This window comes from Pseudomonas sp. S37 (assembly GCF_016658545.1).
Lineage (GTDB): Bacteria > Pseudomonadota > Gammaproteobacteria > Pseudomonadales > Pseudomonadaceae > Aquipseudomonas.
On the sequence record NZ_JACVZC010000045.1, the window covers coordinates 17,033 to 43,263 of the forward strand.

Genomic DNA, 26,231 nt, shown 5'->3' on the forward strand with positions numbered 1-26,231 from the left:
AGGACCGGCCTCTTCGCGGGTGAACCCGCTCCCACAGGAACACCACAATACCAGCCTCTGTGGAGTACCTGTGGGAGCGGGTTTACCCGCGAAGAGGCCGCAGTGCCTTACTGCTGAACTACGGCCCCCTTGTCCCCTTCACTGACCACCACCTCCCGGTACTCCGGGTCAGCCTTGATCTGTGCCTCGGTAAACGGAATCACCGCCAGCTGCTTGGCCGCAAAGGCCTTGGTCTGGTCACTGGCATGCGCCGATGCCGCTTCGCTCGACTGCGAGAACGCCAGCAACCCACGGGCCTCTGGCCCTCTGTCGGTAAAGCTGACCAGTTGCAGGTAGCTGGTACCACTGACCACCAACCGCTTACCCTGCCCGTGTGGCACGCTGTAGATCGCGTTGTATACGCCCAATGCCTGCGGGCCGCCCGGGACCGGTGTGCCATCAAGTGCCTGCTGCACTTGCCCCCACTTCACCTCCCCTGCTATACCGCTGCTGGCAACCTGCTTGAGCGAGGCGAGCGCCGCCGCGTGTACAAGCTTGCTCACCGACGCCTGCTCGATCGCCAAGCCGCGCGGGGTGTGTTGCGGGTCGGCCGGGTCGAACGCCACCCGCCAGCTTTGCGGGTGCTCGGCCAGGGCATTGAACAGGTTCTGGAAATGCACCAGGCCAATCCCGCTGTCGAGGTCGGCCTTGCCATTCCAGGCGGCCAGGCTGACACACACGTCCTGCACATCGGCCCCAGCGCCCTTGCACCACTGCAGCAGGTCCGGCAGCACCAGGCTGGCCAGATAAACCTCGTCATCGGTAACCATGCGCTGCAGGTCATCGACACCCAACCGGGCCGAGCCCTGCAGGCGCTGCAGGGCAAAACGGCCGCGCATGCCCAACGGCTGGTCATTGCGGCTAACCAGTGGCGAATAACCGGTCAGCGGTTGTGCCGGGTTGGCCATCCAGGCCGGGTCGTTGGAGTTCTGCACGAAGTCCTGGCGTTCAAGGCTTGGCAGCAACCGTGCCGGGAAGATACCCGCTTGCGCCGCCTGCGCGTCGACCTTCCACTGGCAGGCGCTGCGCGAGCCATCCAGCACCACCAGCCGCCCTTGCGCCTTTGGGTTGCTGCAACTGTCGAGCAGCTGTTGGTCCACATACGGCACTACCGACTGGTTCAGGTACAAGGCGCGGCCAGCCTGATCAACGGCCAGGGTGTTGACCCAAGGGATACCTTGCAGCTGTTCGACCGAGCCCTTCAATGCCGCCAGGCTGTCGGCCCGGTTGATCTGGTACCACTGCTGCAACACCCGGGTGTTGTCCAGGTTGGCGTCACGCAGGCTGTAGGCTGCACGCGTGTCCCAATCCAGGCGGCCCGGCCATTGCACCACCGGGCCGAACTGCGAGCTGTAGACCTGGCGCTGCACCTGGCTCAGGCTGCCATCCTCGGCCTTGACCATGACGCTGACGGTTTGCCGGGCCAGCGGCAGCGACTTGCCATCGAGCAGGTAGTGCGTCGGGTCCTTGGGGTCGAGTTGCAGGCGGTAGAGGGTGAAGTGGTTCGAGGTGTCAACGGTGTGGGTCCAGGCCAGGTGCTGGTTGAAGCCGATATTGACCATTGGCAGGCCCGGCAACGCCGCGCCCATCACATTGAGCTGGCCGGGTATGGTCAATTGCATCTGGTAAAAGCGCATGCCGCCCATCCACGGGAAGTGCGGGTTGGCCAGCAACAGGCCATGGCCATTGGCCGAGCGTTGCGCGCCCACGGCCACGGCATTGCTGCCACGCTCAGAAGCAAAGCGCTCCTGCCGGGCCAGCGCAGTGGCAAAGCCAGCTGTCGAGCGTTGGCCAGTCAGCGCTGGCGGTTGCGCGCCTGCCAGTGCCTCGACGAACTGCCCAACACCGCCTTCAGCCAGCAAACGGCGGGTCAGCTTGACCAGGTCCTGGCTGCTGATGGGGCGCACCCACTCGCCATTGCCGCACTCAGCGGGTAACCCCTGGCTGCGACGCTCGGCCAACGCCCGGTTGTAGCCGCTGGCGTAACCGGCCAGCAGCGCCTGCACCGGCGCCGGCTGCGCCTGCAGGAACGCATCGACCGCCGCCGGGCTGTTGAGCCAGGTGAAGAACAGGTCGCTGGCCAGGTTATCGCGCTGCTCCAGGGTCTTGCCCTTGGCACCGAAGTAGCGTGAGCGCTCACCACTCACGGTCAGCACTTCATTGGCCAGCAGGCACAGGTTGTCTTGCGCGTAGGCGTAGCCGATGCCATAGCCCAGGCCGCGCTCATCCTTGGCGACGATATGTGGCACCCCGTAACTGGTGCGGCGAATCTGTGCGCTGGCATCGACGCCGACGGGCTGTGCCTGTACGCCGACGCTGAAGGCCACCAGGGCGGCGGCCAGGCCGGCGCAAGACAGGGGACGGGAAAGTGGAAACACGGGCACTCCTCGGCTTCGGGGGTTATCCCGATCAGACGAATGGCCAGATGAAAATTTTACGGTTTACAAGGCGATGGAACGTCTTGAAGAGAAACAGGCATATTTTTTACGAATGGGTTGCAGTTTTTGCGTTCTCATTCGTCCTAGTAAGTGAGGCACCCACATTTCGGGTTCGTCCACGAAAAGGAGCATTCACATGTACAACCCGCAACCCTCAACCCAGGCTGGGCGTGCCCCAGGCAAAGCGCCCAAGGGACAGGACGTTTTTGCTGACGAACGCATCGGCAACGAGCAGATCCGCGAACTGCTACGCACCTTCGGCCTGCGCACCAGCCTGATCCGGCTGAAGGTGATCGACGCCTTGCACGCCGCCGACCGCAATGGCCGGAGCATTGGCGTGCGCGGCGTGCATGCACAGCTGGAACAGCTGGACATTCCGCTGTCGTTCCTCAGCGTGCGCGAAGTACTCAAACGCCTGTGCACCGAAGGCGTTATCCAGCTGGGTAGCGACAAGTGCTACAGCCTCGACCCGCAGGCGCGCGCGATACTGGACCAGGCACCTTCGCGCTGAGCGCATGGCCGGCCATGCCTGGCCGGCCCGCACAGGTCAGGGCTTGACCTTGCGCCGCAGAATGCCGTTGATCACCACGACCACCACTGCGATGGCAATGGCCAGCATCTGGAAAGTCTGTTCACTGATCGTGCCCTGCTTCTGCAGGTGGGACAGGCCCAGCATCAGGCCCAGTACGACCAGGATGATCAGAAGTGAATATTTGAGGCGCTGCACGTGTGTCATCGAAAGTTCCTTGCAACATCAGGGGCAAATGGCTCGCAACGAGCCGCGGCAATGATACAACGGCCACTGGCGCCAGCGCTGCATTTCCTGCTGGGTAAGGCGGCATCAGCCTGAAAGCATGGGGCTTCCAAGCACCCATGCCGGAGGCACCATGCACAAACCCCTGCTATTCGCATCGCTGATCCTTTCCCCCTTCACCGCCCATGCACTGGATACCCAGCAGACCCCTGCCGAGCACTTGCTCGAACTGGGCGGCGAACTGGCGGCCCATGCTGGCAGCAGCCAGTGGCAACAATTGTGGCAACGCGTACGCCAAGCTGGCTACCTGCAAGCCAGTGGAGCCTCTGTGAGCTTCACCGTGCCTGTGGCCCGGTTACCTGACCTGGCCAAGCAAACCCTGGCCCAGGCTGACAAGGTAGACGCATTACGCCAGACCCAGGCCCTGTACCGGCGCAGCTTTGCCGGGCAGGTCATCGGCCAGCGTAACGGGCAACCCTTGCATACCCTGTGCCTGCTGGTTGACTGGCGAACATTGCCTCAAGGCATGCACGCCACGCCTCAGGCCTACCTGCATAGCGCCAGCCTGCTGAACAGCTATCCGTGCGACTAAGGGTTTCTGAACCCTGAACACAAACAAGGGAGTGAGCAGATGAGAAATCGCCGGGCGCAGCCAGCAGTCGACGCCGTTTCCTACACGCGTGGATATCGTTGCCTGCAAAACCTGTTCGCCGAAGCTACAACGCCCAACCCATATGCCGCCTAGCGACGGACCTTGGCTGTCGCACAGAATTTGCTCACACCTTCGACATAACGCCGCGGGTGATCGGGTCGCACATCGCACCCATCCCGAAGGAGCGCCATATGCAACTGCCAGATTTGAGCCAGATCGATATCAGCCAACTGCCCCACTCGCTGCAGGCACTGATCGACTGCATCGGCATCGACAACGCCTACCAGTTGACCTGCGCTTTCGGCGGCAGGCCCAAGTACATCCCCAAACACCGCGAGCGTACCAAGCTCGCCGACGTGCTACCGGCCGAAGCACTCGATGCACTGATCAAGCGCTTTGCCGGCGTCGCCCTGGAGATCCCCAAGGCTGACCACTTCCTGCGCCAATTGCGCAACCAGCAGATCCAGAAAGAAAGCGCCAATGGCCTGTCCCGCAGCCTGCTGGCCAACAAGTACGGCCTGAGCCTGCGCCAGATCGGCAACATCCGGCGCCAGGAGCCTTGCGCTCGCTGACAACCAGGCACCCTGGCCGCCATGGCGGCCCCTTACCCACTAGAGAGAACATTCCGATATGTCGATAGACAACAGCCTTATTGGCTCCGTCATCAATGCCCTGCCAATGGACCGCATGATCGCCGGCCCGTTGCAGGCCATGGTCCAGGCGCAGGTTACCGCCAGTAAATCGTATGCCGACTTCCTGATGCAGGTGTGCGTGCAGGACGGCAAGGCAGTCGCCATCCAGTTCGACTACGACGAGACCATCGTCGACGAACAGGGCGAGTACAAGGGCGTGGTCAGCAAGACCATGAAAGTGCCGCTGCTGGCGGCTATCACCCACCCGAACATCTCCATCGAAGAGGGCAATGTCGAGTTCGAGCTGGTTATCAACCAGATGTCGGAAGATGTCTCCAGCAAGGACATGAGCGCAGAAGCCACCGGTTCACTGGGCTGGGGCCCCTTCAGGCTGAACGTGAAAGGCAGCGTCAGCCACAAGTCCACGCAAACCCGCAAGACCGATACCCGCGCACGTTACGCTTTCAACACGACCTTGCGCCGCCAGGAACCACCTGAGGCGATCATGCGCGTGATTGAATTCCTGACCGACGCGGCGACAAAACCAACCGTCGTCAGCTCCGCCACACTCGAGAGCCCGGACGAGATTTCGCAGAAAGACACCTTGAAAGATCCGGCAGCCGACGCGCCGCCTACAAGGTCTTGAGCTGATTCGCCCCCCCCCCCCGAAACAGCCCTTCAGGCCAGCAGCCTGAGGGGCCCCGCCGGACTGAGGAATCTAATCAATGGACAAGTCCCCCGCGCCCATGACTTCCATCGACCTGCGTGAGATCACCCGCGGCCTGCAAGAGGCCGCGAGTGCCACCAACAGCCTGATCGCGCAGCAGTACATCAACCTGTTCGACCAGTTCTTCGAGTGTGACACCGAAGCGTTGGGCGCGCCCATGAAAGCCAAGATGGTCGAGGTGGCAATGGATGGCCAGCACATCATGCGTGTGCCCCTGTTCGCCTTGGTGTCGCCCAAGGGCCTGGCCCTGGAGCGCATGCAGGTCGACCTGTCGGTGCGGGTCAAAGGCACCGAAGCGCAGCAGGCGCTGCTGACTGCCAGCGAGAACAAGGCCGCCAGCTTCAAGGTCACCATCGGAGGCCAGGGCCGCCAAGGTGACAGCCGTGACCCTGATGAAGTCCAGATCCGCATGCAGTTCCAGGCCAGTGAACCACCCGAAGCACTGAACCGGCTGATCGAGGAGTACACCAGCCTGATCGTCCCCGTACGTACCCCCGCCACGTCACCCTCGCCCGATACCAATGAGTTCATCGAGGCGGCCACCGTCCGTTGACTGCCGCCCCGCTGACAATCTAGAAATCGCGTTTGTAGAAGATATCCAGTGAGCTGGCCAGCCCGCTGGCCGCCTCCAGGTAGACCTTCTTGCTCAGCTTGTAGCGCAACGCGATGGTGTTCGCCGGTTCGAACACCCCTACCCCGTAACGCAGGCTCAACTTCTCGGTGAGGTTGCCACTGGCGACCACACTGGTGGTATTGCCCGAGCCTTCGGTATCCAGCTGGAAGTCGTCGATGCCCAGGCTCGACGCCAGGCTGCCGGTAATGCCGGCACTACCGGCCAGGCCCAGGCCCAATGCCGCTTCGGCAAGCATGTTGTTGTCTTCGCCAGAAGTGCCCAATGGCCGCCCCAATACCAGGTACGACAATGCCTGCTCCTGGCTCATTGCCGGCTCCGAGAATACTTTGGTGGTTGGCTGTTCGGCACTGCCGCTCAGGCGAATACCGGCAATCACATCGTCAACCTGGCGAATCGCTTCGATGTCCAGGTACGGCTGGTCGATCGGCCCGGCAAACAGCAGGCGCGCCCGGCGAATGGTCAGGCGCTGGCCATAGGCACGGTAACGCCCATCGGCCAGGCTCAGTTCACCGCGGGTGTCGAGGTTATCGCCAATGTGCACATGGCCAAGCAGGTTGGCGGTAAGGCCAAAGCCACTGAACGACAGCTTGTCGCGGCCCACTTCGACATCGATATCCATGGCCATCGCCATGGGTGGCTTGCCCTCTTCGGTCTGGTGACCGACGATTACCGTATCATCCGACACCTTGACAGTGGACGGCGGCAGCTCACGCACAGTGATCTTGCCCTTGGGCACCTGTACCTTGCCGGTGATCGCCAGCTTGTCGTCAATCAGGCGCAAGGTCAGGTCCGGGGCTACCTCCAGCGTGGCGTAGGGTTCGACCGTGACCGGCAGTTGCTGGCCCTGCACGCGCACGTCCATGCCCAGCGCCTGGCCCCAGGTCAGGTTGCCGCTCAACTGGCCACGCCCTGCCTCGCCACTGCGCCAGTTGCCATTGAGTTGCACTTGCTCGCCGGCGATCTGCGCCTGCAATGACAAGTCCTGCAGGCTGGCAGGCAATTCGGCGCCGCTGACTTCGCCACCGCTGAGCATGAGGTTGCCGTTGACCTGCGGCGCCAGCAACGTGCCCGACAGCTGGCCACTGCCATTGAGCTGCCCGCCCAGGCGCTCGACCATCGGCACAAACGGCCTGGCCACCGACAGGTCCAGCCCGGCCAGGCGGAAATCACCCGACAGCGGTTTGTTCTTGCCCAGTGGATCGAGCCGGGTATTGACGTTCAACTCGCCCAGGCGCTCACCCCGAAACGCCAGGCGCGCATCGATACGCCGAGGAGCCAGCGTACTGTCCAGGCGCAAAGCCTGATACGGGAAGTCGATCCAGCGACCCTTGTCGCGCACACGCAGGGTGCCGCCACTGGCATCGACCACCACCGTACCTTTGGGGCCACTGGCCGGGATGTCCAGGTTGATGTCGGCATTGAGCAGACCTTGCCAGGCAAAGTCCTTCGGCAACCATTGCGCCAGGCTTTCCAGCGGGAACTGCTTGAGGTGGTAGCGCAGGCGCGGCTCGGGCGCCAGGCGCTGGTCATCACCACACAGGCTGGCCTGCCCCGAGCGCCAGCAGTGGGCGCCAAAGTCGAGTTGCCCGCTGGCCAGCCGCTGCAGCCGCGCCGGCGCCTGCAACTGCCAGTCCTGGCCGCCGGCCTGGATACGCCCACTGGCCAGGCGCCCGCGCCAGTCGCCCTTGCTCAACTGGCCATCCAGGCCGAGGTCGAGCTTGAGTTGCGGGCCGTCCAGCGCCAGGCTCAGGGCCTGCTGGCGAATGTCACCTTTGCCATTGGCCTGCAACGTGCCCAGTGCCGTGTCACCCAAGTGGATACCGGTAGCCTTGAGGTCGATCACGCCGCGTTGGGCGTTGTCCAGGCGGGCATCCAGGTCCAGCTGCTGCAAGCGGTTTTCCGCCTGCGCCAAGCGCTGGCCCTGCAAGGTGAGCGTGCCTTGTGGCGCCTGTAAGGTACCGGCAACATCCAGCCGGCCTTTGACCTGGCCTTGCAGCCGTGGCCACAGCTGCCCCAGGCGCGGCAGGTCGAGGTCGATCCGCCCGGCCAGGCGTTGCTGCAGGCTGCCACTGCCGTTGATGCGGTTGTCACCCAACTGGATCGCCAGTGCGCCCAGGGTCCAGCTCTGCCCTGCCCCTTGGGCCTCGGCCTTGAATACGGCCGGCTGGCCGCGCAGGCGCCCCTTGAGGTCAAGCTGGGCTTCAAGAGAGAGCACATCCCCCTTCATTTCGCCTTTGCTGCGCAGCGGCCCTGCCAGCGAACCGGGCAATTCGGCCAGCCAGTAGGCCGGGTCGAGTGCAGAGAGCTGCAAGTCGACATCCCAGGCCAGGTTGTCGGCAAAACGTACGGCAACGCTACCGGCAGCCTTGCCCTGGCCTGCCGTCAGCGCCAGTTGCGGCAGTTTCACCTGGCTCAAGTCGCCCTCGAACGGGCTGGCAAGGCTGAACGCCCCGGCCGGGCCGTCCAGGTCGCCGTTGAAGGTGCCCGTATAATTGCCATCGCGATAATGCACCTGGGTATTGAAGCGTTTGAGGGTGACCTCCGGCGGCGTTTCCAGGGGGTACAGGCGCAGCCACGGAAAGTCTTGCCAGTCCAGTTGCGCATCAGCCGTCAGGCCTTGCTGCCAGTCAGCCGTGGCTTGCAGCTTGACGCGCTGGGTGTCGCTGGCAGCGAGGTCCAGGGCATCGAGCTTTGCGCCCTTGCTGTCGACCAGGCCTGACAACGCCAAGGCGATCGGCGATTGTTCAGCCGGCAGGCTGGCCGTGCCCGACAACTGGTAGCCCTTGAGCAGGTCGCCTTTGGCGTCGAGCTTGAGCTGGTTCAGTTGCAACGTATCAGGCAGGGAACCGGCCGGCTTGAATGCTTCCGAGCGGATCTGCAAGGTCGCTGGCAGGTGCTCGGCCAACGCCTGCAATTGCCCGCTCAGCGTGGCGTCGAGGTAACCGCTGCTGGTACCGGCAAGCTTCAGGGTCTTTTGCAGTTCGCCTTCGGCATTCAACGCCAGCTGCCAGGCTTTGCCCTCTACCGCGGGCAGCTGCAACTGAGCCTGAAGCTGTACCGGCCAGTCACCTTCAGGCCGGATATCGCCCTGAAGGTTCAGTTGCAGGTCGTCGCGCTGCAGGTGCAGGCTGTCGATGCGCATGCCGCTGTTGGTCCAGTGCGCCGCCAGCTGCACGTCGCCCAGCAGGTCGCTGCCATCCAGGCGCAGTTGGCCAACCTTGACCTCACCCAGTTCGATGGCCAGTGGCAGGCGCAGACTCGGTAATTGCAGCGGGCTACTGTCGGCCGGCTCGGCACTCGGGGCAAACGCCATGTCGATGCGTTGTGCCTGCAAGCGGTCGATGCACAAGGTGGCGCGCAGCAGGCAGGCGGGTGACCAGGCCAACAGGGGCGCCTGTACCTCGACCTTGCTGCCAGCATCGGCCCAGCTCAGCCGGCTGGCTTGCCAACTGCCCGCCAGGCGCCCCTGAAAGTCAGTTACTTCAAGCCCGGGCACCTTGCCCAGTGCCCAGCGGCTGCCGGCCTCTGTGCCCAGCAGCAGGCCGAGCACCAGGCCCAGGCTCGCGACAACCCCAAGCAGGCCCAGCAGAATGTATTTGATCACGCGTTTCACAGCTCAGGCCCCATGGAAAAGTGCAGGCGAATGCCCCCGTCGTCATCCAGTGCCTTGGCCAGGTCGAGGCGCAGCGGCCCCACCGGCGACACCCAGCGCACACCAAAACCGACGCCGGTCTTGAGGGTGGGCAGTTCCAGGTCGTTGAACGAGTTGCCTTGGTCAACGAAGGTTGCAACCCGCCACTTTTCGGTCAGCGAATACTGGTACTCGACACTGCCGGCCACCAGGTAGCGCCCGCCAATGCGGTCGCCGTCGCTGTTTTTCGGCGACAGGGTCTGGTAGTCGTAACCGCGCACACTCTGGTCGCCACCGGCGAAGAAACGCAGAGACGGCGGAATGTTGTTCTTGAAGCCATTGGTCGCGCTGCCGCCAAACTGCACGCGGCCAAGCAAGCGGTGGTTGTGGCCGAGCGTGGTCAGGCCCTTGAGCAATACGTTGCCGTGCAACAGGTTGGTATCGGAGACCAGCCCTTCCTTGGCCACCTGTGCGTCGAACTGCAGGCGGTAGCCGTTATGCGGGTCGATGCGGTTGTCACTGCGCAGGAACGAGTAACTGATGCCGGGCATCAGCAGGTTGCTTAACCCGGAGTCATCACCCAACCGATATTCTTCGCGCTGGTACTTGAGCGAAATGACTCGCTGCCAGCCGCTGGGCAGCTTGCTGTGCCACTCGGGGCCAACCGTCAGCAATTTGCTGAGGGTGTCGGTACCGGCAAGCTCCTCATTCTGGTAGCCACCGGCAAAGCGCAGCTTGTCGGTCAGCGGCGGGTCGAGGGGGATGTCATACCACAGGCCGACGTTTTGCCGCGGCGCCGACAGTTCGGTTTCCCAGCCATAGCTGTGGCCCTGCGGGTTGACCCAGTGACGGGTCCAGTTGGCCTTGCCGCGCGGCCCGACGTCGGTCGAGAAGCCCAGGCCCAAGCCCATGGTACGGGGTTTGCGGGTTTCCAGGTGGACATCCACCGGCACTTCTTCACCGACAGCGGCAGTGGGGGCTGCATCGACGCGCACACCTTCGAAATAGCCGCTCGACTGCAGGTCGTTGTTCAGTTCAGCGATCAGTTCCGAGTCGTAGGGGGTACCGGGTTTGAACGACACCATGCGCTGCAGCAGGTCGTCATCCAGCGGCGTGTCGCCGCCGAAGGTGACAGCGCCCAGGCGATAGCGTGGGCCGCTCTGGTAGACCAGTTCGATATCGGCCACGCCCGCCTGAGGGTCGACCGCCAGGCGCTGGCTGCTGAAGCGGCCACTGAAGAAGCCGTAGCGCGATGCCTGGTTCTGGATCAGCCGCTTGGCATCTTCGTACAGGCCGTGGTTGAGTTGCTCGCCGGCGCGCAGCGCCTTGCTGTCGGGTACGCGAAAGGCCTTCATTTCGCTGGCCGGGCCTTCGATGCGCACGGTCACATTGCGCAGGCGAATGGGCTCGCCCGGGTTGATGCTGATGATCAGTTGGGGGGAATGGTCAGCGTCCTTGGCGGCCTTGACCTCGGTATCGATCTGCGCCTGATAGTAGCCAAGTGCCTGCGCGGCTTTGCGCGCCTGCTCCTCTGCCCCGCGACTAAAGCGCAGCAGCGCTTCTTCATCGCGGTCCCCCAGAGTGCCTATATAGCCTTCGACATTGGCCTTGAGCGCCTTGTTGGCCGGTTTTACCTTCACCAGCAACTCGCTCTGGCCCCATGCTGCAAAACTGGCGACCCAGAAAACCAGGCCCCAGGTCAATCTTCCTGAATACGTCATGCGGCAAATGCTACCAGACCCGAACGCTCAAGGGAGCCGCCTTGCGGCCTGTTCAGGCAAAAGCGGAATTCGAAGAGACCGGGTTTGGATGAAAGAACACCCTCTCTCGGATTGGTCCTACAGCCACTTCGCCAATTTCCTCATAGCCTTGACGTTGGTAAAACGCCAGATAGTGCTCATTGCCCGTGTCCAGCACCACCCCTTGGGTACCGGGGTCTTCTGCGCACCAGTCGTGCACAGCTTGTAACAATTGCTCGCCGTAGTGCTTGCCCTGAAACTGCGGGTGCACCCCCAGCAACGGCAGTACATGTACCTGATCGGTAGGCAGGCAGGTGGCCAGGGCGGCCTGGTAGTCCATGTAGCGCCGGGTACAGCGCGGGCCGGTACCCAGGACCATGCGCAGGCGCCAGGCCCAGCTGTCGGCCACACCCAGGCGGCGCAGCGGCGGCACGATCAGGGCCACCGCGATCAGGCGATCGTCCACCAGCAGGCCGATGGCGGGCAGTTGCAGGTAGAAGTGCTGCCGCACCCATTCGCGCACCATTACCCGCAAGCGCCGCTCGTAGCCAGGGCGCTGGCCCTCGAAGATATAGGCAAAGGTAGGCTCGTGGCGGTAGGCGTTGTACAGCAGTGAACGCGCCTCGCGGCTGTAACCATCATCGAGCAGGCAGACACGGGCCGGGGCGGCTGTGGTTTCGGGCATTGCGGGCAGACCTCCTGGAATGGGCGTACTGTGCCTTGGAGGTTCGCCACCGCGCTTCGTTCCCCCCCACAGCACGTTAGCAGCCGGCTTGCAAACCCGCCACGCTGGTGATGCAGGGCAATGTCGGCTAGCATCGCGCCTTTTACCGGGATTGTCTTTCCATGAAGATCGTCTGTTTCAACATCAACGGCCTGCGTGCCCGCCCGCACCAGTTGGCGGCGCTGATCGAAAAGCACCAGCCAGACGTGATCGGCCTGCAGGAAACCAAGGTCAGCGACGATCAGTTCCCGCTGGCCGATGTGCAGGCACTGGGTTACCACGTGCACTATCACGGCCAGAAGGGCCATTACGGCGTAGCCCTGCTGTCGCGCCAGGCACCGCTGAGCCTGCACAAGGGCTTTGCCAGCGATGAGGAAGACGCCCAGCGCCGCTTCATCTGGGGCACGTTCGCCGATGCCGATGGCAACCCGATCACCATCATGAACGGCTATTTCCCCCAAGGTGAAAGCCGCGACCACCCCACCAAGTTCCCGGCCAAGCAACGCTTCTACAGCGACCTGCAAGCGCTGCTGGAGGGCCAGTTCCGCAATGATCAGCCGGTGCTGGTGATGGGCGACATGAACATCTCGCCGCAGGACTGCGACATTGGCATCGGCCCGGACAATGCCAAGCGCTGGCTGAAGACCGGCAAGTGCAGCTTCCTGCCGGAAGAGCGTGAGTGGATGGAACGCTTGAAAGGCTGGGGCCTGGTGGACAGCTTCCGCCACCTGTACCCGGACGTGAGCGACCGCTTCAGCTGGTTCGATTACCGCAGCCGCGGCTTTGAAGACGACCCCAAGCGCGGCCTGCGCATCGACCTGATCATGGCCTCGCAGGCACTGGTGCCGCGGATCAAGGCAGCGGGTGTGGACTATGAGCTGCGCGGAATGGAAAAGCCGTCGGACCATGCACCGATCTGGTTGGAGTTGAGCTGAGCCAGGCAGCGCGCCAGAAAAGGCCGGGCCTGCCGGCCAAGTACCACCGGCCGTTCAGCGTTGCCGCTGCCACCCTATTCGCGGGTAAACCCGCTCCTACAAGGGCAGTACGTTCGTTGTAGGAGCGGGTTTACCCGCGAAAGGGCCGGGCCTGCCGGCCAAGTACCACCGGCCGTTCACCATTGCCACCGCCACCATTCGCGGCGGTTCGACACCTCGATGAACCCGCTCCTGCAGGTCACAACCCCAACCGCAACGCCTGCCCCAAACCCGCCCCGCGCGCATCGTCCGCAGCGCTGACCAACGCAAAGTTGTAATCCCCATGCGACCAATACCTCGCCTCCAGCTGGCCATCGACCCGCTGCCCGTCCGGCATGCGCTGGTACTGCTCGCTAGGTGAACGCATGAACAGGCTGATCCGCTGGCCCTTGCCATCCTCAAAAACCAGCAACGCCGCCGGCCCTTGTTCGTTGCTGAGCAAACGCGCACCCACCGGTTTGAAACCATAGCCCGCCAGGTCCGGCAACTGGCCCACTCGGCTGAAATGCCGGCCCAGCCAGTCGCGCAACTGCCCCGGGTCGCTGGCCTGGATATCCAGCGCCTGGCTGGCGGCGAACAGCCGGTGCGCCTGCACGGCATCGGCCATCGGCATATCGACCTGCGCCAGCGCCGCATCGCGCATTTGCCAGCCGCCCAGGCCACCGATACCTACCGCCAGCACCAACACCGCAGCGCTCGCCCAGCGCCGCTGGCGGCGCTGGCGCAACTGCCGGCGCAACGGGCCAAGCTCCAGTGGCGGGGCCCCGGGCAGTTCGCCAAACCCGGCCAAGGCCGCACGCAGCCGACGGGCATCGGCGCGCCAGCCCTCCACCCGTGCCGCCGCCTGCGGGTTGGCAGCCAGCCAGGCGTGCACTTCGGCACGGCGCACAGGCTCCAGGCGCTCATCGACGTAAGCGTGCAATTCGTCTTCGCTGGGGATCAGGCGCGTCATTTCAGTCTCCGCAAGGCCGGTGGCTGGGGATTGCCCTCGGTCAGTTCGCGCAAGGCATTGCGCGCGCGCGACAGGCGCGACATCACAGTGCCGATGGGAATACCCAAGGCCTGGGCGGCCTCCTTGTAGCTCAAACCTTCGATGCTGACCAGCAGCAACAAGGCACGCTGCTCGGCCGTCAACCGGGCAAACGCCTGCAGGTCGGCCTGGGCCAGGACGATGGCTTCGAGGTTGTCGCCAACCGGCTCGTCATCGCGCTCGGCACGGCCGAACCAGGACAACCAGCGGGCATGCAGGCGCTCGCGACGCTTACCGTCGAGAAACAACCGATAAAGAATGGTGAACAGCCAGGCGCGCAGTGCATCGACGTCGCGCTGCTGGTCGCGCCGGCTGAGCGCCCGCTCGACAGTGGCCTGCACCAGGTCGTCGGCGCTGCCCGGCTCGCGGGTCAGCCACACGGCAAAGCGGCGCAGGCGCGCAAGCAGTTCGCGCCATTGGTGGTCGTCCAGGTCGTGCATGGCGAGGTCCCAGCCTAAGGGGTTGTCAGTGTAAGGGGCAGACGCCTGTGAACACATTCTATTCCCGCTGAGGGAATAAGTTTTTACCTGCCGCGTCGTACTGGCACCTTCACTGAACCGGACGATGACCATGAACTCACCTCTGCACGGCCCGGCCAAGGCCTTGCGCCTGGCCGCCATCGGCGCCGTGATGCTGGCCGCAGGCGCCGGCTTTGCCTATGCCGCCGGCTGGCTCGGCGAACCCCGGCTGACGCCTCAGCGCATCATTGATACCTTCGAAGCCCAGGCCGGGCACTACCCGGGCTATCGCAAGAACCACGCCAAGGGCCTGTGTGTCAGCGGTTACTTCCAGCCCAGCGGGCAGGCCGCCAACCTGTCCACGGCACGCGCCTTCAGCCAGCAACGGGTGCCTGTGATCGGCCGTTTCGCCATCGGTGGCGCCAACCCCTTCGCCCCGGACACCGGCATACCAGTACGTAGCCTGGCCATTCAGCTGAGCACCGACGATGGCCAAGTCTGGCGCACCGGCATGAACAACCCGCCAGTGCTCGCGGTCAGCACGCCGCAAGGCTTCTACGAGCAGGTGCTGGCCGGCGCCCCGGTGCCGGCCACCGGCAAACCGGACCCGGCCAAAATGCAGGCGTTTTTCGCCGCCCACCCGGAAAGCGCGGCGTTCCGCCAGTGGGCAGCGAGCTACAAGCCCAGCGACAGCTTCGCCAGCACGCAGTACCACAGCATCAATGCGTTTCGCCTGATCGATGCCACCGGCGCAGCCCACCCGGTGCGCTGGCAGCTTGAGCCACAAACCGCGTTTGCCGCGCTGCCTGGCCAGGTGGATGACAAGCAGTTCCTGCAACACGACCTGCAGCAACGCCTGGCCCAAGGCCCGTTACGCTGGACCTTGCGCCTGGTACTGGCCGAGCCGGGCGATGCCGTGGATGACCCTGCCCGCCCTTGGCCAGCCGAGCGGCGCAGCGTCGACGCCGGCACCCTGGTGCTGGAGCAGGTCGACGCCCCGGAACAAGGGGCCTGCCGTGACATCAACTTCGACCCGCTGATCCTGCCAAAAGGCATCGAAGCCTCCGGCGACCCGATCCTCGCCGCCCGTTCCGCCGCCTATTCGGAATCCTTCAACCGCCGCAGCCGTGAGTCGCTGAGCACCGGAGCCCACCCATGAAACCCGAAGCCTTCCACCCCTTCGCCCGCCTGCTGCACTGGCTGATGGCAATACTGATCCTGGCCATGCTGTTCATTGGTGTGAGCATGGTTGCCGACCTGTCAACGCGCCACCCCGTGCTGATCAGCCTGCACAAGGCCACCGGCCTGGCCCTGCTGGTGCTGGTGGTGCTGCGCATCGGCGTGCGCCTGACCGTGCCCCACCCACCCCTGCCGCAAGACCTGCCAGCGCTGCAACGCTGGGCCGCCGGCGCCTCGCACCTGGTGCTCTACGGCCTGATGCTGGCCATGCCGCTGCTGGGCTGGGCCATGCTGTCGGCCGGCGATTACCCACGCCCGCTGGGCTTGCCCGCCATCGCCCCGCACAACCTGCAGCTGTATGCCGTGCTGCGCCAGGCCCATGGCTGGGCCGGCTACCTGTTGTTCGCTACCGTGCTGGTGCATGTGGGCGCGGCATTGATGCACGCATGGGTGCGCCGGGACGGCGTGTTGCGTAGCATGTGGCCTGGCCCCCTGCGCCGCAGTGAATGACCTGCAGCAGCCCAGGGGTTCGACAATCGATAATAATTCTTAATAAGATCGGCTTTCTATTTGCCGAACTGCCCTGGACTAACCAATGAACGTCGCAAAGGATCCTGCAACCCTTCTACCCGCCAGCACCCTGGACTTGCGTCCACTGTTGCTGGCCAACATGGCCTGCACCATGTCGATGATGGCCTTCGTCGCCCTCATCGGCCCGATCGCCCGCCAGCTTGGCATGGCCACCTGGCAAGCGGGCGCTGCCGTTACCGTGGCCGGCGTGGTCTGGGTGCTGCTGGCCCGCCCCTGGGGCCGTGCGGCAGACCGCCTTGGCCGACGGCGCATCCTGCTGCTGGGCAGCGCCGGTTTCACCCTGGCCTACTGGCTACTGTGCCTGTTCATCGAGGGCGCGTTGCGCTGGATGCCGGGGGCGACCCTGGCGTTTATCGGCCTGATGGTCGCACGCGGTTGCATCGGCGCCTTCTATGCCGCCATCCCGGTGGGCTGCAACGCGCTGATCGCCGACCATGTCGAGCCTCAACGCCGCGCGCGGGCCATGGCCTCGCTCGGGGCGGCCAACGCCATCGGCCTGGTGGTCGGCCCTGCCCTGGCTGCGCTGTTGGCACGGCATAGCCTGAGCCTGCCGTTTCATATCATGTCCCTGCTGCCGGCCTGCACCTTCGTTGTGCTGCTGTTCACCCTGAAACCCCAGGCGCTCCCCCACAGCCATGCGCCCAGCCCGGTACGGCTGAACGACCCACGCCTGCGCCGGCCATTGCTGGTGGCATTCAGCGCCATGCTCAGCGTGACCGTTTCGCAAATCATCGTCGGCTTCTTCGCCCTTGACCGCCTGCACCTGGGGCCGGCCGAAGCCGCTCAGACCGCCGGCATTGCCCTGACCACGGTGGGCGTGGCGCTGATACTGGCACAGGTGATTTTGCGCCAGCTGGAATGGCCGCCGCTGAAGATGATCCGGGTTGGCGCGACGGTCTCGGCGCTGGGCTTTGCGTGTGGCTCGCTGGCCACCACGGCCCCTTGGCTATGGGCTTGCTACTTTGTGGCAGCTGCGGGCATGGGGTTTGTGTTCCCGGCGTTCTCGGCACTGGCGGCCAATGCCATGCAGGCTTCCGAGCAAGGCGCCACCGCCGGCTCCATTGGTGCCGCCCAGGGCATGGGTGCGGTGATCGGGCCGCTGGCCGGCACCCTGGTGTATGCCGTTGATCCGCGCCTGCCATTCCTGGCCGTGGCGGCACTGTTGCTGCTGGTAGGGTTGTGGCCAATGCCGCGTGAACAAAGGGTTTGAGAAGCACAGCGCGCAACCGTGCAGAGTGTGTTTTAATGCGCATCGCTCATTATTTTAAACACCTCTGATTACAAGGCGGCTATGGACACGGGGACGCGACTCAAACTGGTGCGTGAACGCAACAACCTCTCCCAACGGGAACTGGCCCGCCGCAGCGGGCTGACCAATTCGACGATTTCGCAGATCGAACAGAATCGCGTCAGCCCTTCGGTCAGCTCCCTGAAAAAACTGCTCGAAGGCATTCCCATGAGCCTGGCGGAGTTTTTCAGCTTCGACGAGCCGGTGCGCGAAGAGCGCTACGTGTTCCGTGGCGGCGAACAGCCAGACCTGGGCCGTAACGGCCTGCGCATGTTGCTGGTAGGCGCCAGCGTCGAAGGCCGGCAGATGCGCATGCTGCGTGAACTGTATGCACCGGGTGCCGACTCGGGCGAGCCGATCGTGCATGCCGAAGGCGAAGAGTGCGGCCTGGTCACCCGTGGCACAGTCGAGTTGTGGGTCGATGGCCAGGTCAGCGTACTCAACTCGGGCGATGGTTACTACATCCCCACTACCCTGCCGCACAGTTTCAAGAATATCGGCCCGGACGAGGCCGAGATCATCAGCGCCAATACCCCGGCGAACTTCTGATTGAATGGGGCTGCCTTGCAGCCCTTCGCGGGCGCGCCCGCTCCCACGGGTTGATCGCCGCGTTCGTGAATTGCCACGGTCCCTGTGGGAACGCACTCAGCTGGAAACGCTGCTGGCGCCCTGACGCAGTGCCGCCTCGACAAAGTCCAGGCGGTCCTGGCCAAAGAACATCTCATCGCCCACAAAACAGGTGGGCGCGCCGAACACCCCGCGCGCCACGGCCGCCTCGGTCGCCTGCCTGAGTGCTGCTTTTACTTCATCATCCACCGCCAGTGCGCGGAATAGCTGGGGGTCGAAGCCACCCTCGACAAGTGTCTGATCAAGCACGGCGCTATCGCTCAGGTTGCGGCGCTGCGCAAACAGGCCATTGAACAATACCGCCAGCAAGGCCTCGAAGCGCTCCGGCGCGCGCAGCTGGGTACCTACCAATCCGCGCATCAGGGTCAAGGTATTGACCGGGAAGCCGGGCGGCAAACCGTACGGCACGCCATAGCGCGCCGCAAACCGCGCCAGGTCGGTAAACAGGTAGCGCCCCTTGGCCGGGATCATTGCCGGCGAGGCATTGCCGGTAGCCTGGAACACACCGCCCAGCAACATGGGGCAGTAACGCAGCGTGGCACCCTCGCGGGCACACAGCGCAGGCAGTTGGGTCCAGGCCAGGTAACTGGCCGGGCTGCCCAGGTCAAAATGGAAGTCGACAGTCTTGTGCATGCTCAGGGTCCTTGCGTGGTGATGAGGGTTTACCAACGTTCCATCCACGGGCGCAGGTCCAGCTCGAAAGTCCAGGCGTCGCGGGGTTGGGCGTGCAGATACCAGTAGCTGTCGGCAATGTGCGCCGGGTCGAGGATGCCATCCTGGTCCTTGAGGGCATAGCGCTCGGGGAAACTGTCACGGATGAAGGCAGTGTCGATGGCGCCGTCCACCACCACATGGGCAACATGAATGTTGCGTGGCCCCAACTCGCGCGCCATGCTCTGGGCCAAAGCACGCAAGCCGTGCTTGGCCCCGGCGAAGGCGGCAAAACCGGCCGCGCCACGGGTGCCGGCAGTCGCCCCGGTGAACAAAAGCGTGCCGCGCTCACGCTGCACCATACGCCGGGCCACCGCCTGGGCAGTGAGAAAGCCGGCAAAGCAGGCCATTTCCCAGATCTTGAAGTATTTGCGTGGGGTTTCCTCAAGGATGCTGCATGGCACATTGGCGCCGATATTGAAGACAAACGCTTCGATCGGGCCGATATCGCGCTCGATGGTTTCCACCAATTCTGCCACTTCGTCTTCCTTGCGGGCATCAGAGCCAAAACCGTGGGCCTGGCCGCCAGCGGCGCGTATCTCTTCAAGCAACGGCTGCAGTTTGCCCGCCTGGCGCCGGGTGACACAGGCGGTGTAGCCCTCACGGGCAAAGCGCTTGGCTATCTCGCCGCCGGTGGCGTCCCCTGCACCGATCACCAGCACCACTTTTTGTTGTTCTGCCATGCCTGTCTCCATTGGTGAATGATCGTTTAGTAAACGAACGCTATGTTATGATCGCGGTCATCGTCAAGCCCGCCTGCAGAGGCATGTGAATGCGCTACTCGAACGAACACAAGCAGCAAACCCGCGAACGGTTGCTGGCCAGCAGCGGCGCGCTGGCCAAGCGCGGGGGCTTTGCCAGCACCGGGGTGGCCGGGCTGATGAAGGCGATCGGCCTGACCGGCGGCGCCTTCTACAACCACTTCCCGTCCAAGGACGACCTGTTCACCGAAGTGGTGCGCCAGGAACTCTGCAACAGCCCGCTGGCGCGCCTGGCCAGCCAGGGTGCCAGCCGCGAGCGCTTGGCCCGCTGCCTGCAGCAGTACCTGAGCCTGGCGCATCTGCACAATGCCGAGCATGGCTGCCCGCTACCGCCCCTTGGGGTGGAAATCGCCCGCGCCGAAGCACCGGTGCGTGAAGTGGCCGAACACTGGTTACTGCAACTGCATCAGGCCTGGAGCACCACCCTGGAGGATGAGCAACTGGCCTGGGTGCTGATCAGCCAGTGCGTAGGGGCATTGCTGGTGGGGCGCATGCTCGCTAGCGAAAGCGTGCAGGCGCAGGTGCTGGACGCTAGCCGCGCCTTTGTCGAACATGCGCTGCATGAAGCGGATTAGCGCCTTGTTGGGCTTGTTGCTGGCTGTACCGGCATTTGCCGAACAAGCCTGCCCGCCCGGGCAATACCAGGTGTGCCTGATGGGCTGTTTTTGCGCCCCGATCGACCCCGGCCAGGCCGGGCAGATCCTCAAGGATGTCGAGGTCATGGCCTCTTCCAGCCTGACCTACGCCTTGCGCCAGGCCCGTGACGAAGCGACGGCCAGCGGTGTGCAGCCGATCCCGTTGCATATCCGCGCGCAGCTCGAACCCTGGTATGACTTTGCCGTGCTGGATGCGGCTCGCTTTCGGGTGGGTGACGAACAGCAGATGAGCGCAGCCAATGCACTGCTGCAGAACCCTGACGTGAACGCTGTGACGCTGATCGACACGATCATCTTCCGGCGCAGCAGTGATGCCGAGGACAACGTTGCGCTGTGGGCGCATGAGCTCAAGCATGTGCAGCAGTATCAGCAGTTGGGCGTAGAGGAATTTGCCCGGCGCTATACACGCAACTACGACGACCTAGAGGGGCCGGCCTACAAGATCGAGGCCGAAGTGGGCAAGGCGTTGCGTGAGCGGGGTTCTGGGCAGGCCCGATAGGCTAGCCAGTGCACGATCCCGTGTAGGAGCGGCCTTGTGTCGCGATAGGGCTGCATAGCAGCCCCACGATCTCAGCGTTAGCGCAAACACTGCTGGGGCCGCTGTGCGGCCCTATCGCGACACAAGGCCGCTCCTACACGGGCACCGCTCCAGTGGCCACTGGTGTGATCAGGATGCCGCCGAAGCCTCTTCTGTCGCCTGTTCACGGCTGGCATAACGCTGCGCCAGCACCGCACAGACCATCAGCTGGATCTGGTGGAACAGCATCAACGGCAGGATCATCGCGCCAATGCCACTGCCCACGAACAACACCTGGGCCATGGGTACGCCAGTCGCCAAGCTTTTCTTGGAGCCGGCAAACAGGATGGTGATGCGGTCCTCAAGGTCGAAGCCCAGCGCCCTGCCCAGCAGACGCGTGCCAAACAGCACCACCGCCAGCAGAATACCGCACACCACGAAAAGCCCGGCCAGGTGCTGCGCCGAGACCGTGTGCCACAGCCCGGTCACCACCGCCTCGCTGAAGGCGGTATACACCACCAGCAGGATCGAACCCTGGTCCACCACTTTCAGCCAGCGGGCATTGCGCTTGACCCAGGCACCGATCCAGCGCCGCGCAATCTGCCCGGCCACGAACGGCACCAGCAGTTGCAGGGTGATCTTCAGCACCGCATCCAGACCAGAGCCGGTGTCGCCACTGGCACCCAGCAACATCATCACCAGCAGCGGGGTGAGGAAGATGCCCAGCAGGCTGGAGGCCGCCGCACTGCAGATCGCAGCCGGCACGTTACCGCGGGCCAGCGAAGTAAAGGCAATGGCCGACTGCACGGTAGCCGGCAAGGCGCACAGGTAGAGCACGCCCAGGTACAGTTCATTGCCCACCAACGGCACGAACAGCGGCTTGAACGCCAGGCCCAGCAGCGGGAACAGCACGAAGGTGCAGGAGAACACCAGCAGGTGCAGGCGCCAGTGCCCGGCACCGGCGATAATCGCTTCGCGCGACAGCTTGGCGCCGTGCAGGAAGAACAGCAGGCCAATGGCCAGGTTGGTCAGCCAGCCGAAATACACCGCGCCGTCGCCCGAACAAGGCAGCACGGTGGCGATAAAGACCACCCCGAGCAAGGCCAGCGTGAAATTGTCGAATAACATGCGCAAATACTTCATCACAGTTTCCGTCTTGTCATTGTGCAAGGGCAGACGATAAGGTTTTCGGCTTTTCGCCGCTAACGCCGGAACTCCCGACGGTATCGCTCAACGGACACGCGCCACATAAGGACCTGCCCATGCCCCGCTCCCGCCTGGCTGCTCTTGCAGCTGCCATCACTCTCACCCTGGGCCATGCCAGCGTCCAGGCCGACGACCAATTGCAGGCCAAGGTCGACCGGATCATCCGCCCGCTGATGCAGGAACAAGGCATCACCGGCATGGCCGTGGCCATCTATGCCCGCGACCACGCGCACTACTTCAGTTATGGCGTGGCCAGCAAGGCGGACAACGTGCCGGTAAGCCGTGACACGCTGTTCGAAATCGGTTCGCTGAGCAAGACCTACACCGCCACCCTCGCCGCGCTGGCCAGCGCCGAAGGCAAGCTGGACCTTGAAGCCCCGGCCAAGCGCTATCATCCGGCACTGGCCGGGGCGCCCATCGGCGATGCAACCGTACTGGAACTGGGCGCCTACAGCGCCGACTGCCTGCCGCTGCAGTTCCCGGATGCGGTGCAGACACCGCAACAAGTGGTTGATTTCTTTCGCCACTGGCAACCTCGCGCCAAACCCGGCACCCAGCGTTGCTACTCGAACCCCAGCCTGGGCCTGTTCGGTGACCTGGCCGCCCGCGCCCAGCATCAACCGTTTGCCACGCTGATGACCGAGGGGCTGCTGGCGCAAATGGGCCTGGAAAACACCTACCTGCAGGTTCCGGCCAGTGCCCAAGGGCTTTATGCCCAGGGCTACGACGCCGCCGACAAGCCAGTGCGCGTAGGCCCCGGCCCGTACGCCGACGAGGCCTACGGCATCAAGACCAGCGCCAGCGACCTGCTGCGCTACGTGCGCCTGTACATGCAGCCGCAGGGTCTGCCCGCGGCGCTGGTGAAAGCCACGGCCATTACCCGGCAAGGCTACTTCCAGGTCGGCGCCATGACCCAAGGCTTGGGCTGGGAGCGCTACCCCTACCCGGTCACGCTGGGCACGCTGGTCGATGGCAACAGCCCACGGTTGATCCGTGAGCCGCAGGCAACCACACGCCTGCAACCTGCCCTGCCAGCACTGGCGGCAGCCTGGTACAACAAGACCGGCTCCACCAACGGCTTCGGCGCCTATGCCGCTTTTGTGCCCAAGGAACAGCTGGCCGTGGTATTGCTGGCCAATCGAAACTACCCCAACGAAGCACGCGTACGTGCGGCCTTCGACATCCTCTCCGGCTTGTAGTGCGCAGGCTGATTGTCGAACAAAACAACACTTTGTAGTGCCAAAAAATATTCACTACAAAATGGTTGACGCCGTTCATCGCCCTTGTGCATGATGAGGCCGTCTCCCTGATCGGGAGCGGTGGCAAGGGTGTTCCAGGCGGCCTGCGCGGTAACGCAGGCCGTCCGTGGAGAGGGAACTGTCCAAAAGGCAGCGTGAGAAAGCCCCTGTTGCGATGCTGCTGTAGCAGCCTTGGTAGTGCGCTACACCGTGGTAGCGCCAACTGTGAAAATCACCTACGAATGGGTAATGGGGGCTTTATGATGAACTTGAACAACAATCCGACTCTCGACCAATTGGCCCAGCTGTTCGCCGTACGCAAGGACAGCCTTGACGACCATTTGCTGTGGGTTAGCCAAACCGGTGAAGTGCGCCTCGACCGCCTGCCACCGAATACCATCGAAGATGAATTTGAAGAGCACCTGCCCAGCATGCGTGCCCGCTTCAAGGTCTACCGCCGTGGCCAGGGCTACGTCGGCAAGAAGGCCGCCGCCGACACCGAGTTCGTTGGCCGCGTGCTGCAGACCCTGCAACAAGAATGGCCCGCTGCCCGTGAGCAGCAGGCAGTCAAGGTGATCGAGCCGCTGAACTGAGGGTTCGCACCCTTACCAGAGCCCGGCCTGCATAGGCCGGGCTTTTTCATGCCTGACGCCGCCGCTGGCGGCTTTCCGGCAAGGGCAAGGCCCCCGTTGCCATGGCCCGGGCGCGGTCGACGCCCCACACCAGCGCGCGGGTCATGGTCTCGCCTGGCCGTGCGGGGTAATACTCTTCCAGCAATGCCCGCCCATCCCCACCGTACAGCCCCAGGAACAACTGCGTTGCACCCAGGCGCGACAGGCGCACCTGCACATCCAGTGTGGTGCCATCGCTGAGGGCTTCGTCGTGGCTGCGGCTGTGCAAATGGGCGTCAGCCCACTGCCAATAGGTCTCTTCCCTGACTCGCATGAGCATTCAATCCTCCGTTGCAGGAATGCCGCGCCAGAAAACCACAGCCTCGACCATTCGGCGAGTGCTACCCGGCATTACCATGAGGCGGATCAACGAATGGCAATAAAAACCCCGCCATTGGGCGGGGTGATGTTGGGGCGGGGTCACTTCTTCAGCGGTACCCGCGGCATGAAGCGGCCCTTTTTGCTGCGCTGCAGGTGTGCAGGCTGGAGCTGTTCGGAATCATCCAGCGTCATGTGGGCGAACCCCAGGCGAAATGCCGCCTGGCCGCAACGCACCTGGCTGTTGATCGGGAACGCATCGTTCAGGTCTTCGAAAAAGGATTCGCTCATGCCCTGTGTCCCTCCAGTGGCGGTCGCGCCGGCAACCAGAAGAGTTGCCCAACAAACGCGGCCCGTGAGACTGAGACTAGCCGGTCATTTGCGGACCACCCGGACAAGAAGCAGATAGCCGACCAGTGGCTAAATGCTCTACTTCAGGCGCACTGCCGTGCCAGTGGCAAATACTACGACCATGCCGCCTTGAACCGACGGCATGCTGATATCGAAATCCACGCCCACTACCGCATCGGCTTGCAACTGCCGTGCCCGCGCCTTGAGTTCTTCGGTGGCTTGCTCGCGGGCCTCGCGCAGCGCGCTTTCCAGGGTTTGCGAACGGCCCCCGAAGACATCGCGAACACGTGTGAAGAAATCGCGCACGAAGTTGATGCCCTGCACCGATTCGGAGCTGACCACGCCCAGGTATTCGGCAATCGGGCGGCCTTCGAGCTGGCTGGTGGTGGAAATGATCATGGGGGTGCTCCGTTGGCCTGGTGACAAAAAGAGGCCGAGTCTAGCAGAGCGCCTGATTCCGACGGACATGCCTCGCCATTGTGGGAGCGGGTTTACCCGCGAAGAATCCAATGCGTTGGATGGCACCGGCTTTGCCGGTGTTCGCGGCTAAAGCCGCTCCCACAGAGATCCCGTCATCGCCCGCGTAATAGTCAAATCAGGCGCTGGCTGCCCGCAAACGCTGGCCGATACGCGCGCCAAACACGTTCACCAGCAAACCGGCCATCACCAGCAAGGCGCCCCAGCCTTGTGTTGCAGTCAGGCGTTCGCCCAGCAGCAATGCCGACGAGCTCAAGCCAATCACCGGCACCAGCAACGAAAACGGTGCCACTTTGCCAGCCGGGTGGCGCGACAGCAGCTTGCTCCACAGGCTGTAGCCCAACATGGTGGCGACAAAAGCCAGGTAGGCCAGCGCCAGCACCGAGCTCCAGCTGATATTGGCCAGGGCATGGCCAATGCGCTCCGGCCCTTCCAGCCACCAGGACAACGCCATGAACGGCAGTGGCGGGATCAGCCCGCCCCAGATCACCAGCGCCACCAGGTCAACCGAGCCAAAGCGCCGGGTAATGATGTTGCCCATTCCCCACATGGCGCCGCCACACAAGGTCAGCACCAGCGCCAGTATCGGCACGTGGCCGCCGTCTTCGCTGCCGATCAGGGCCAGGCCACTGGCCGCTACCAGCAACCCCAGCACGCTGGCCAGGCGCAGCCGCTCACCGAGGAACAATGCGGCAAAACCGAGGGTGAAAAATGCTTGCGACTGCAGGATCAGCGAGGCCAGCCCGGGCGGCATACCGCTGTACATGGCCTGGAACAGGAAGGCGAACTGGCCCAGCGAGATGGTTGCGCCGTAGGCAATCAACCAGCGCCACGGCAGTTTCGGCCGCTTGACCAGCAAGATTGCCGGGAACGCCACCAACAAGAAGCGCAATGCCCCCAGCAACATCGGCGGCAAACCGTCGAGGCCAACCTTGATGACCACGAAGTTGACTCCCCAGGCGACAATCACCACCAGGGCGATGAGCAGGTCCTTGAGCGGCATTGCGACTTCCTTCTACAGGCTTTTATAGACATATTTCGTTACAGCATAAGGCTATTCCTTTCGTGAGGACCAGCACAGTTGTGGCTCAGAGTTGCGTGTAGGAGCGGCCTTGTGTCGCGATAGGGCCGCGCAGCGGCCCCAGGATTTCGGCTTCGCCGCATAAATAGCCGGGGCCGCTACGCGGCCCGTTCGCGACACAAGGCCG

The 26,231-nt window shown here is 63.8% G+C and carries 28 protein-coding genes; 14 read left to right on the forward strand and 14 right to left on the reverse strand.

Features of this window, described 5'->3' with window-relative positions; genetic code table 11:
- Window positions 1–107 precede the first annotated feature (107 nt).
- Window positions 108–2,417 (reverse strand): bifunctional acylase PvdQ, encoded by a 2,310-nt coding sequence (gene pvdQ, locus IAE39_RS15485; protein ID WP_201203864.1) that lies wholly within the window; start codon window positions 2,415–2,417, stop codon window positions 108–110.
- Between the two features lie 196 nt (window positions 2,418–2,613).
- Between pvdQ and IAE39_RS15490 the strand changes: the two genes are divergently transcribed.
- Window positions 2,614–2,988, forward strand: coding sequence for a fe2+ zn2+ uptake regulation protein (locus IAE39_RS15490; RefSeq protein ID WP_201203866.1), 375 nt, complete (start codon window positions 2,614–2,616; stop codon window positions 2,986–2,988).
- Between the two features lie 36 nt (window positions 2,989–3,024).
- Here IAE39_RS15490 and IAE39_RS15495 read toward each other — a convergent pair whose 3' ends face one another.
- On the reverse strand, window positions 3,025–3,213 hold the full coding sequence (locus IAE39_RS15495) for a hypothetical protein (protein ID WP_003248064.1): 189 nt from the start codon (window positions 3,211–3,213) through the stop codon (window positions 3,025–3,027).
- Between the two features lie 151 nt (window positions 3,214–3,364).
- Here IAE39_RS15495 and IAE39_RS15500 point away from each other — a divergent pair, with 151 nt between their 5' ends.
- The 4 genes from IAE39_RS15500 (at window position 3,365) to IAE39_RS15515 (ending at window position 5,795) form a co-directional block, all read left to right on the forward strand.
- A complete protein-coding gene (locus IAE39_RS15500) occupies window positions 3,365–3,823 on the forward strand; it encodes a hypothetical protein (protein ID WP_201203868.1) in 459 nt (152 codons plus the stop codon).
- Between the two features lie 251 nt (window positions 3,824–4,074).
- Complete coding sequence (locus tag IAE39_RS15505; RefSeq protein WP_201203870.1) at window positions 4,075–4,455, forward strand: Mor transcription activator family protein; 381 nt, start codon at window positions 4,075–4,077, stop codon at window positions 4,453–4,455.
- Window positions 4,456–4,513: 58 nt separating this feature from the next.
- Window positions 4,514–5,161 carry a DUF2589 domain-containing protein gene (locus tag IAE39_RS15510; RefSeq protein ID WP_201203871.1) on the forward strand — a complete coding sequence of 216 codons (648 nt, stop codon included), beginning with the start codon at window positions 4,514–4,516 and terminating at the stop codon, window positions 5,159–5,161.
- A 79-nt stretch (window positions 5,162–5,240) separates the two neighbouring features.
- Entirely contained in the window at window positions 5,241–5,795 is a 555-nt protein-coding gene (locus tag IAE39_RS15515) for a DUF2589 domain-containing protein (protein WP_201203873.1), read from the forward strand.
- A gap of 19 nt (window positions 5,796–5,814) precedes the next feature.
- Here the strand turns inward: IAE39_RS15515 and IAE39_RS15520 are convergent, their stop codons facing one another.
- Genes IAE39_RS15520 through IAE39_RS15530 form a run of 3 tightly spaced genes read right to left on the reverse strand, consistent with a single transcriptional unit; the run spans window position 5,815 to window position 11,931 of the window.
- A complete protein-coding gene (locus IAE39_RS15520; protein ID WP_201203875.1) occupies window positions 5,815–9,489 on the reverse strand; it encodes a translocation/assembly module TamB domain-containing protein in 3,675 nt (1,224 codons plus the stop codon).
- Window positions 9,486–11,228 carry an autotransporter assembly complex protein TamA gene (locus IAE39_RS15525; RefSeq protein ID WP_201203877.1) on the reverse strand — a complete coding sequence of 581 codons (1,743 nt, stop codon included), beginning with the start codon at window positions 11,226–11,228 and terminating at the stop codon, window positions 9,486–9,488. The genes IAE39_RS15520 and IAE39_RS15525 overlap by 4 nt, the downstream gene beginning before the upstream one ends.
- A 52-nt stretch (window positions 11,229–11,280) precedes the next feature.
- Complete coding sequence (locus IAE39_RS15530) at window positions 11,281–11,931, reverse strand: GNAT family N-acetyltransferase (RefSeq protein WP_201203879.1); 651 nt, start codon at window positions 11,929–11,931, stop codon at window positions 11,281–11,283.
- A gap of 161 nt (window positions 11,932–12,092) precedes the next feature.
- Here IAE39_RS15530 and xthA point away from each other — a divergent pair, with 161 nt between their 5' ends.
- Window positions 12,093–12,905 carry an exodeoxyribonuclease III gene (gene xthA / locus IAE39_RS15535; RefSeq protein ID WP_201203882.1) on the forward strand — a complete coding sequence of 271 codons (813 nt, stop codon included), beginning with the start codon at window positions 12,093–12,095 and terminating at the stop codon, window positions 12,903–12,905.
- 238 nt (window positions 12,906–13,143) lie between these two features.
- Here the strand turns inward: xthA and IAE39_RS15540 are convergent, their stop codons facing one another.
- Together IAE39_RS15540 and IAE39_RS15545 are read right to left on the reverse strand one after the other, a co-directional pair.
- Window positions 13,144–13,896: an anti-sigma factor family protein gene (locus IAE39_RS15540; RefSeq protein WP_201203883.1), complete on the reverse strand. Its 753-nt coding sequence runs from the start codon at window positions 13,894–13,896 to the stop codon at window positions 13,144–13,146.
- The gene (locus tag IAE39_RS15545) at window positions 13,893–14,414 is read right to left on the reverse strand and encodes a sigma-70 family RNA polymerase sigma factor (RefSeq protein WP_201203885.1); all 522 of its coding nucleotides are present in this window, start codon (window positions 14,412–14,414) and stop codon (window positions 13,893–13,895) included. Before IAE39_RS15545 ends, IAE39_RS15540 begins: the two co-directional genes overlap by 4 nt.
- A 124-nt stretch (window positions 14,415–14,538) precedes the next feature.
- Between IAE39_RS15545 and IAE39_RS15550 the strand changes: the two genes are divergently transcribed.
- The 4 genes from IAE39_RS15550 to IAE39_RS15565 all read left to right on the forward strand — a co-directional run bounded on the left by IAE39_RS15550 (window position 14,539) and on the right by IAE39_RS15565 (window position 18,039).
- Complete coding sequence (locus IAE39_RS15550; RefSeq protein ID WP_201203886.1) at window positions 14,539–15,591, forward strand: catalase family peroxidase; 1,053 nt, start codon at window positions 14,539–14,541, stop codon at window positions 15,589–15,591.
- Window positions 15,588–16,121, forward strand: coding sequence for a cytochrome b (locus tag IAE39_RS15555; RefSeq protein WP_201203888.1), 534 nt, complete (start codon window positions 15,588–15,590; stop codon window positions 16,119–16,121). Before IAE39_RS15550 ends, IAE39_RS15555 begins: the two co-directional genes overlap by 4 nt.
- Window positions 16,122–16,206: 85 nt before the next feature.
- The gene (locus tag IAE39_RS15560; RefSeq protein WP_201203890.1) at window positions 16,207–17,412 is read left to right on the forward strand and encodes an MFS transporter; all 1,206 of its coding nucleotides are present in this window, start codon (window positions 16,207–16,209) and stop codon (window positions 17,410–17,412) included.
- Window positions 17,413–17,493: 81 nt separating this feature from the next.
- On the forward strand, window positions 17,494–18,039 hold the full coding sequence (locus tag IAE39_RS15565; RefSeq protein WP_003248033.1) for a cupin domain-containing protein: 546 nt from the start codon (window positions 17,494–17,496) through the stop codon (window positions 18,037–18,039).
- 96 nt (window positions 18,040–18,135) lie between these two features.
- Here the strand turns inward: IAE39_RS15565 and IAE39_RS15570 are convergent, their stop codons facing one another.
- Together IAE39_RS15570 and IAE39_RS15575 are read right to left on the reverse strand one after the other, a co-directional pair.
- On the reverse strand, window positions 18,136–18,750 hold the full coding sequence (locus tag IAE39_RS15570) for a 2-hydroxychromene-2-carboxylate isomerase (RefSeq protein ID WP_201203892.1): 615 nt from the start codon (window positions 18,748–18,750) through the stop codon (window positions 18,136–18,138).
- Window positions 18,751–18,779: 29 nt separating this feature from the next.
- Window positions 18,780–19,511 carry an SDR family oxidoreductase gene (locus IAE39_RS15575; RefSeq protein ID WP_201203894.1) on the reverse strand — a complete coding sequence of 244 codons (732 nt, stop codon included), beginning with the start codon at window positions 19,509–19,511 and terminating at the stop codon, window positions 18,780–18,782.
- Between the two features lie 89 nt (window positions 19,512–19,600).
- Between IAE39_RS15575 and IAE39_RS15580 the strand changes: the two genes are divergently transcribed.
- Window positions 19,601–20,164, forward strand: a complete 564-nt coding sequence (locus IAE39_RS15580) for a TetR/AcrR family transcriptional regulator (RefSeq protein ID WP_201203896.1) — start codon at window positions 19,601–19,603, stop codon at window positions 20,162–20,164.
- On the forward strand, window positions 20,151–20,744 hold the full coding sequence (locus IAE39_RS15585; RefSeq protein ID WP_201203902.1) for an eCIS core domain-containing protein: 594 nt from the start codon (window positions 20,151–20,153) through the stop codon (window positions 20,742–20,744). Before IAE39_RS15580 ends, IAE39_RS15585 begins: the two co-directional genes overlap by 14 nt.
- A gap of 168 nt (window positions 20,745–20,912) precedes the next feature.
- Here IAE39_RS15585 and IAE39_RS15590 read toward each other — a convergent pair whose 3' ends face one another.
- Entirely contained in the window at window positions 20,913–21,905 is a 993-nt protein-coding gene (locus IAE39_RS15590; protein WP_201203904.1) for a bile acid:sodium symporter family protein, read from the reverse strand.
- Between the two features lie 119 nt (window positions 21,906–22,024).
- On the opposite strand from IAE39_RS15590, the gene ampC reads away from it, so the two are divergent.
- Window positions 22,025–23,167, forward strand: coding sequence for a class C beta-lactamase (gene ampC / locus IAE39_RS15595; RefSeq protein WP_201203905.1), 1,143 nt, complete (start codon window positions 22,025–22,027; stop codon window positions 23,165–23,167).
- A gap of 299 nt (window positions 23,168–23,466) precedes the next feature.
- Window positions 23,467–23,799: a hypothetical protein gene (locus IAE39_RS15600; RefSeq protein WP_201203907.1), complete on the forward strand. Its 333-nt coding sequence runs from the start codon at window positions 23,467–23,469 to the stop codon at window positions 23,797–23,799.
- 46 nt (window positions 23,800–23,845) lie between these two features.
- Here the strand turns inward: IAE39_RS15600 and IAE39_RS15605 are convergent, their stop codons facing one another.
- The 4 genes from IAE39_RS15605 to IAE39_RS15620 form a co-directional block, all read right to left on the reverse strand.
- Window positions 23,846–24,157, reverse strand: a complete 312-nt coding sequence (locus tag IAE39_RS15605) for a hypothetical protein (RefSeq protein WP_201203909.1) — start codon at window positions 24,155–24,157, stop codon at window positions 23,846–23,848.
- 140 nt (window positions 24,158–24,297) lie between these two features.
- Entirely contained in the window at window positions 24,298–24,486 is a 189-nt protein-coding gene (locus tag IAE39_RS15610; RefSeq protein WP_003253897.1) for a hypothetical protein, read from the reverse strand.
- A 138-nt stretch (window positions 24,487–24,624) separates the two neighbouring features.
- Window positions 24,625–24,945: a YbjQ family protein gene (locus tag IAE39_RS15615; protein ID WP_201203911.1), complete on the reverse strand. Its 321-nt coding sequence runs from the start codon at window positions 24,943–24,945 to the stop codon at window positions 24,625–24,627.
- Window positions 24,946–25,141: 196 nt separating this feature from the next.
- Window positions 25,142–26,026 (reverse strand): EamA family transporter, encoded by an 885-nt coding sequence (locus IAE39_RS15620; RefSeq protein ID WP_201203913.1) that lies wholly within the window; start codon window positions 26,024–26,026, stop codon window positions 25,142–25,144.
- Window positions 26,027–26,231: the final 205 nt, after the last annotated feature.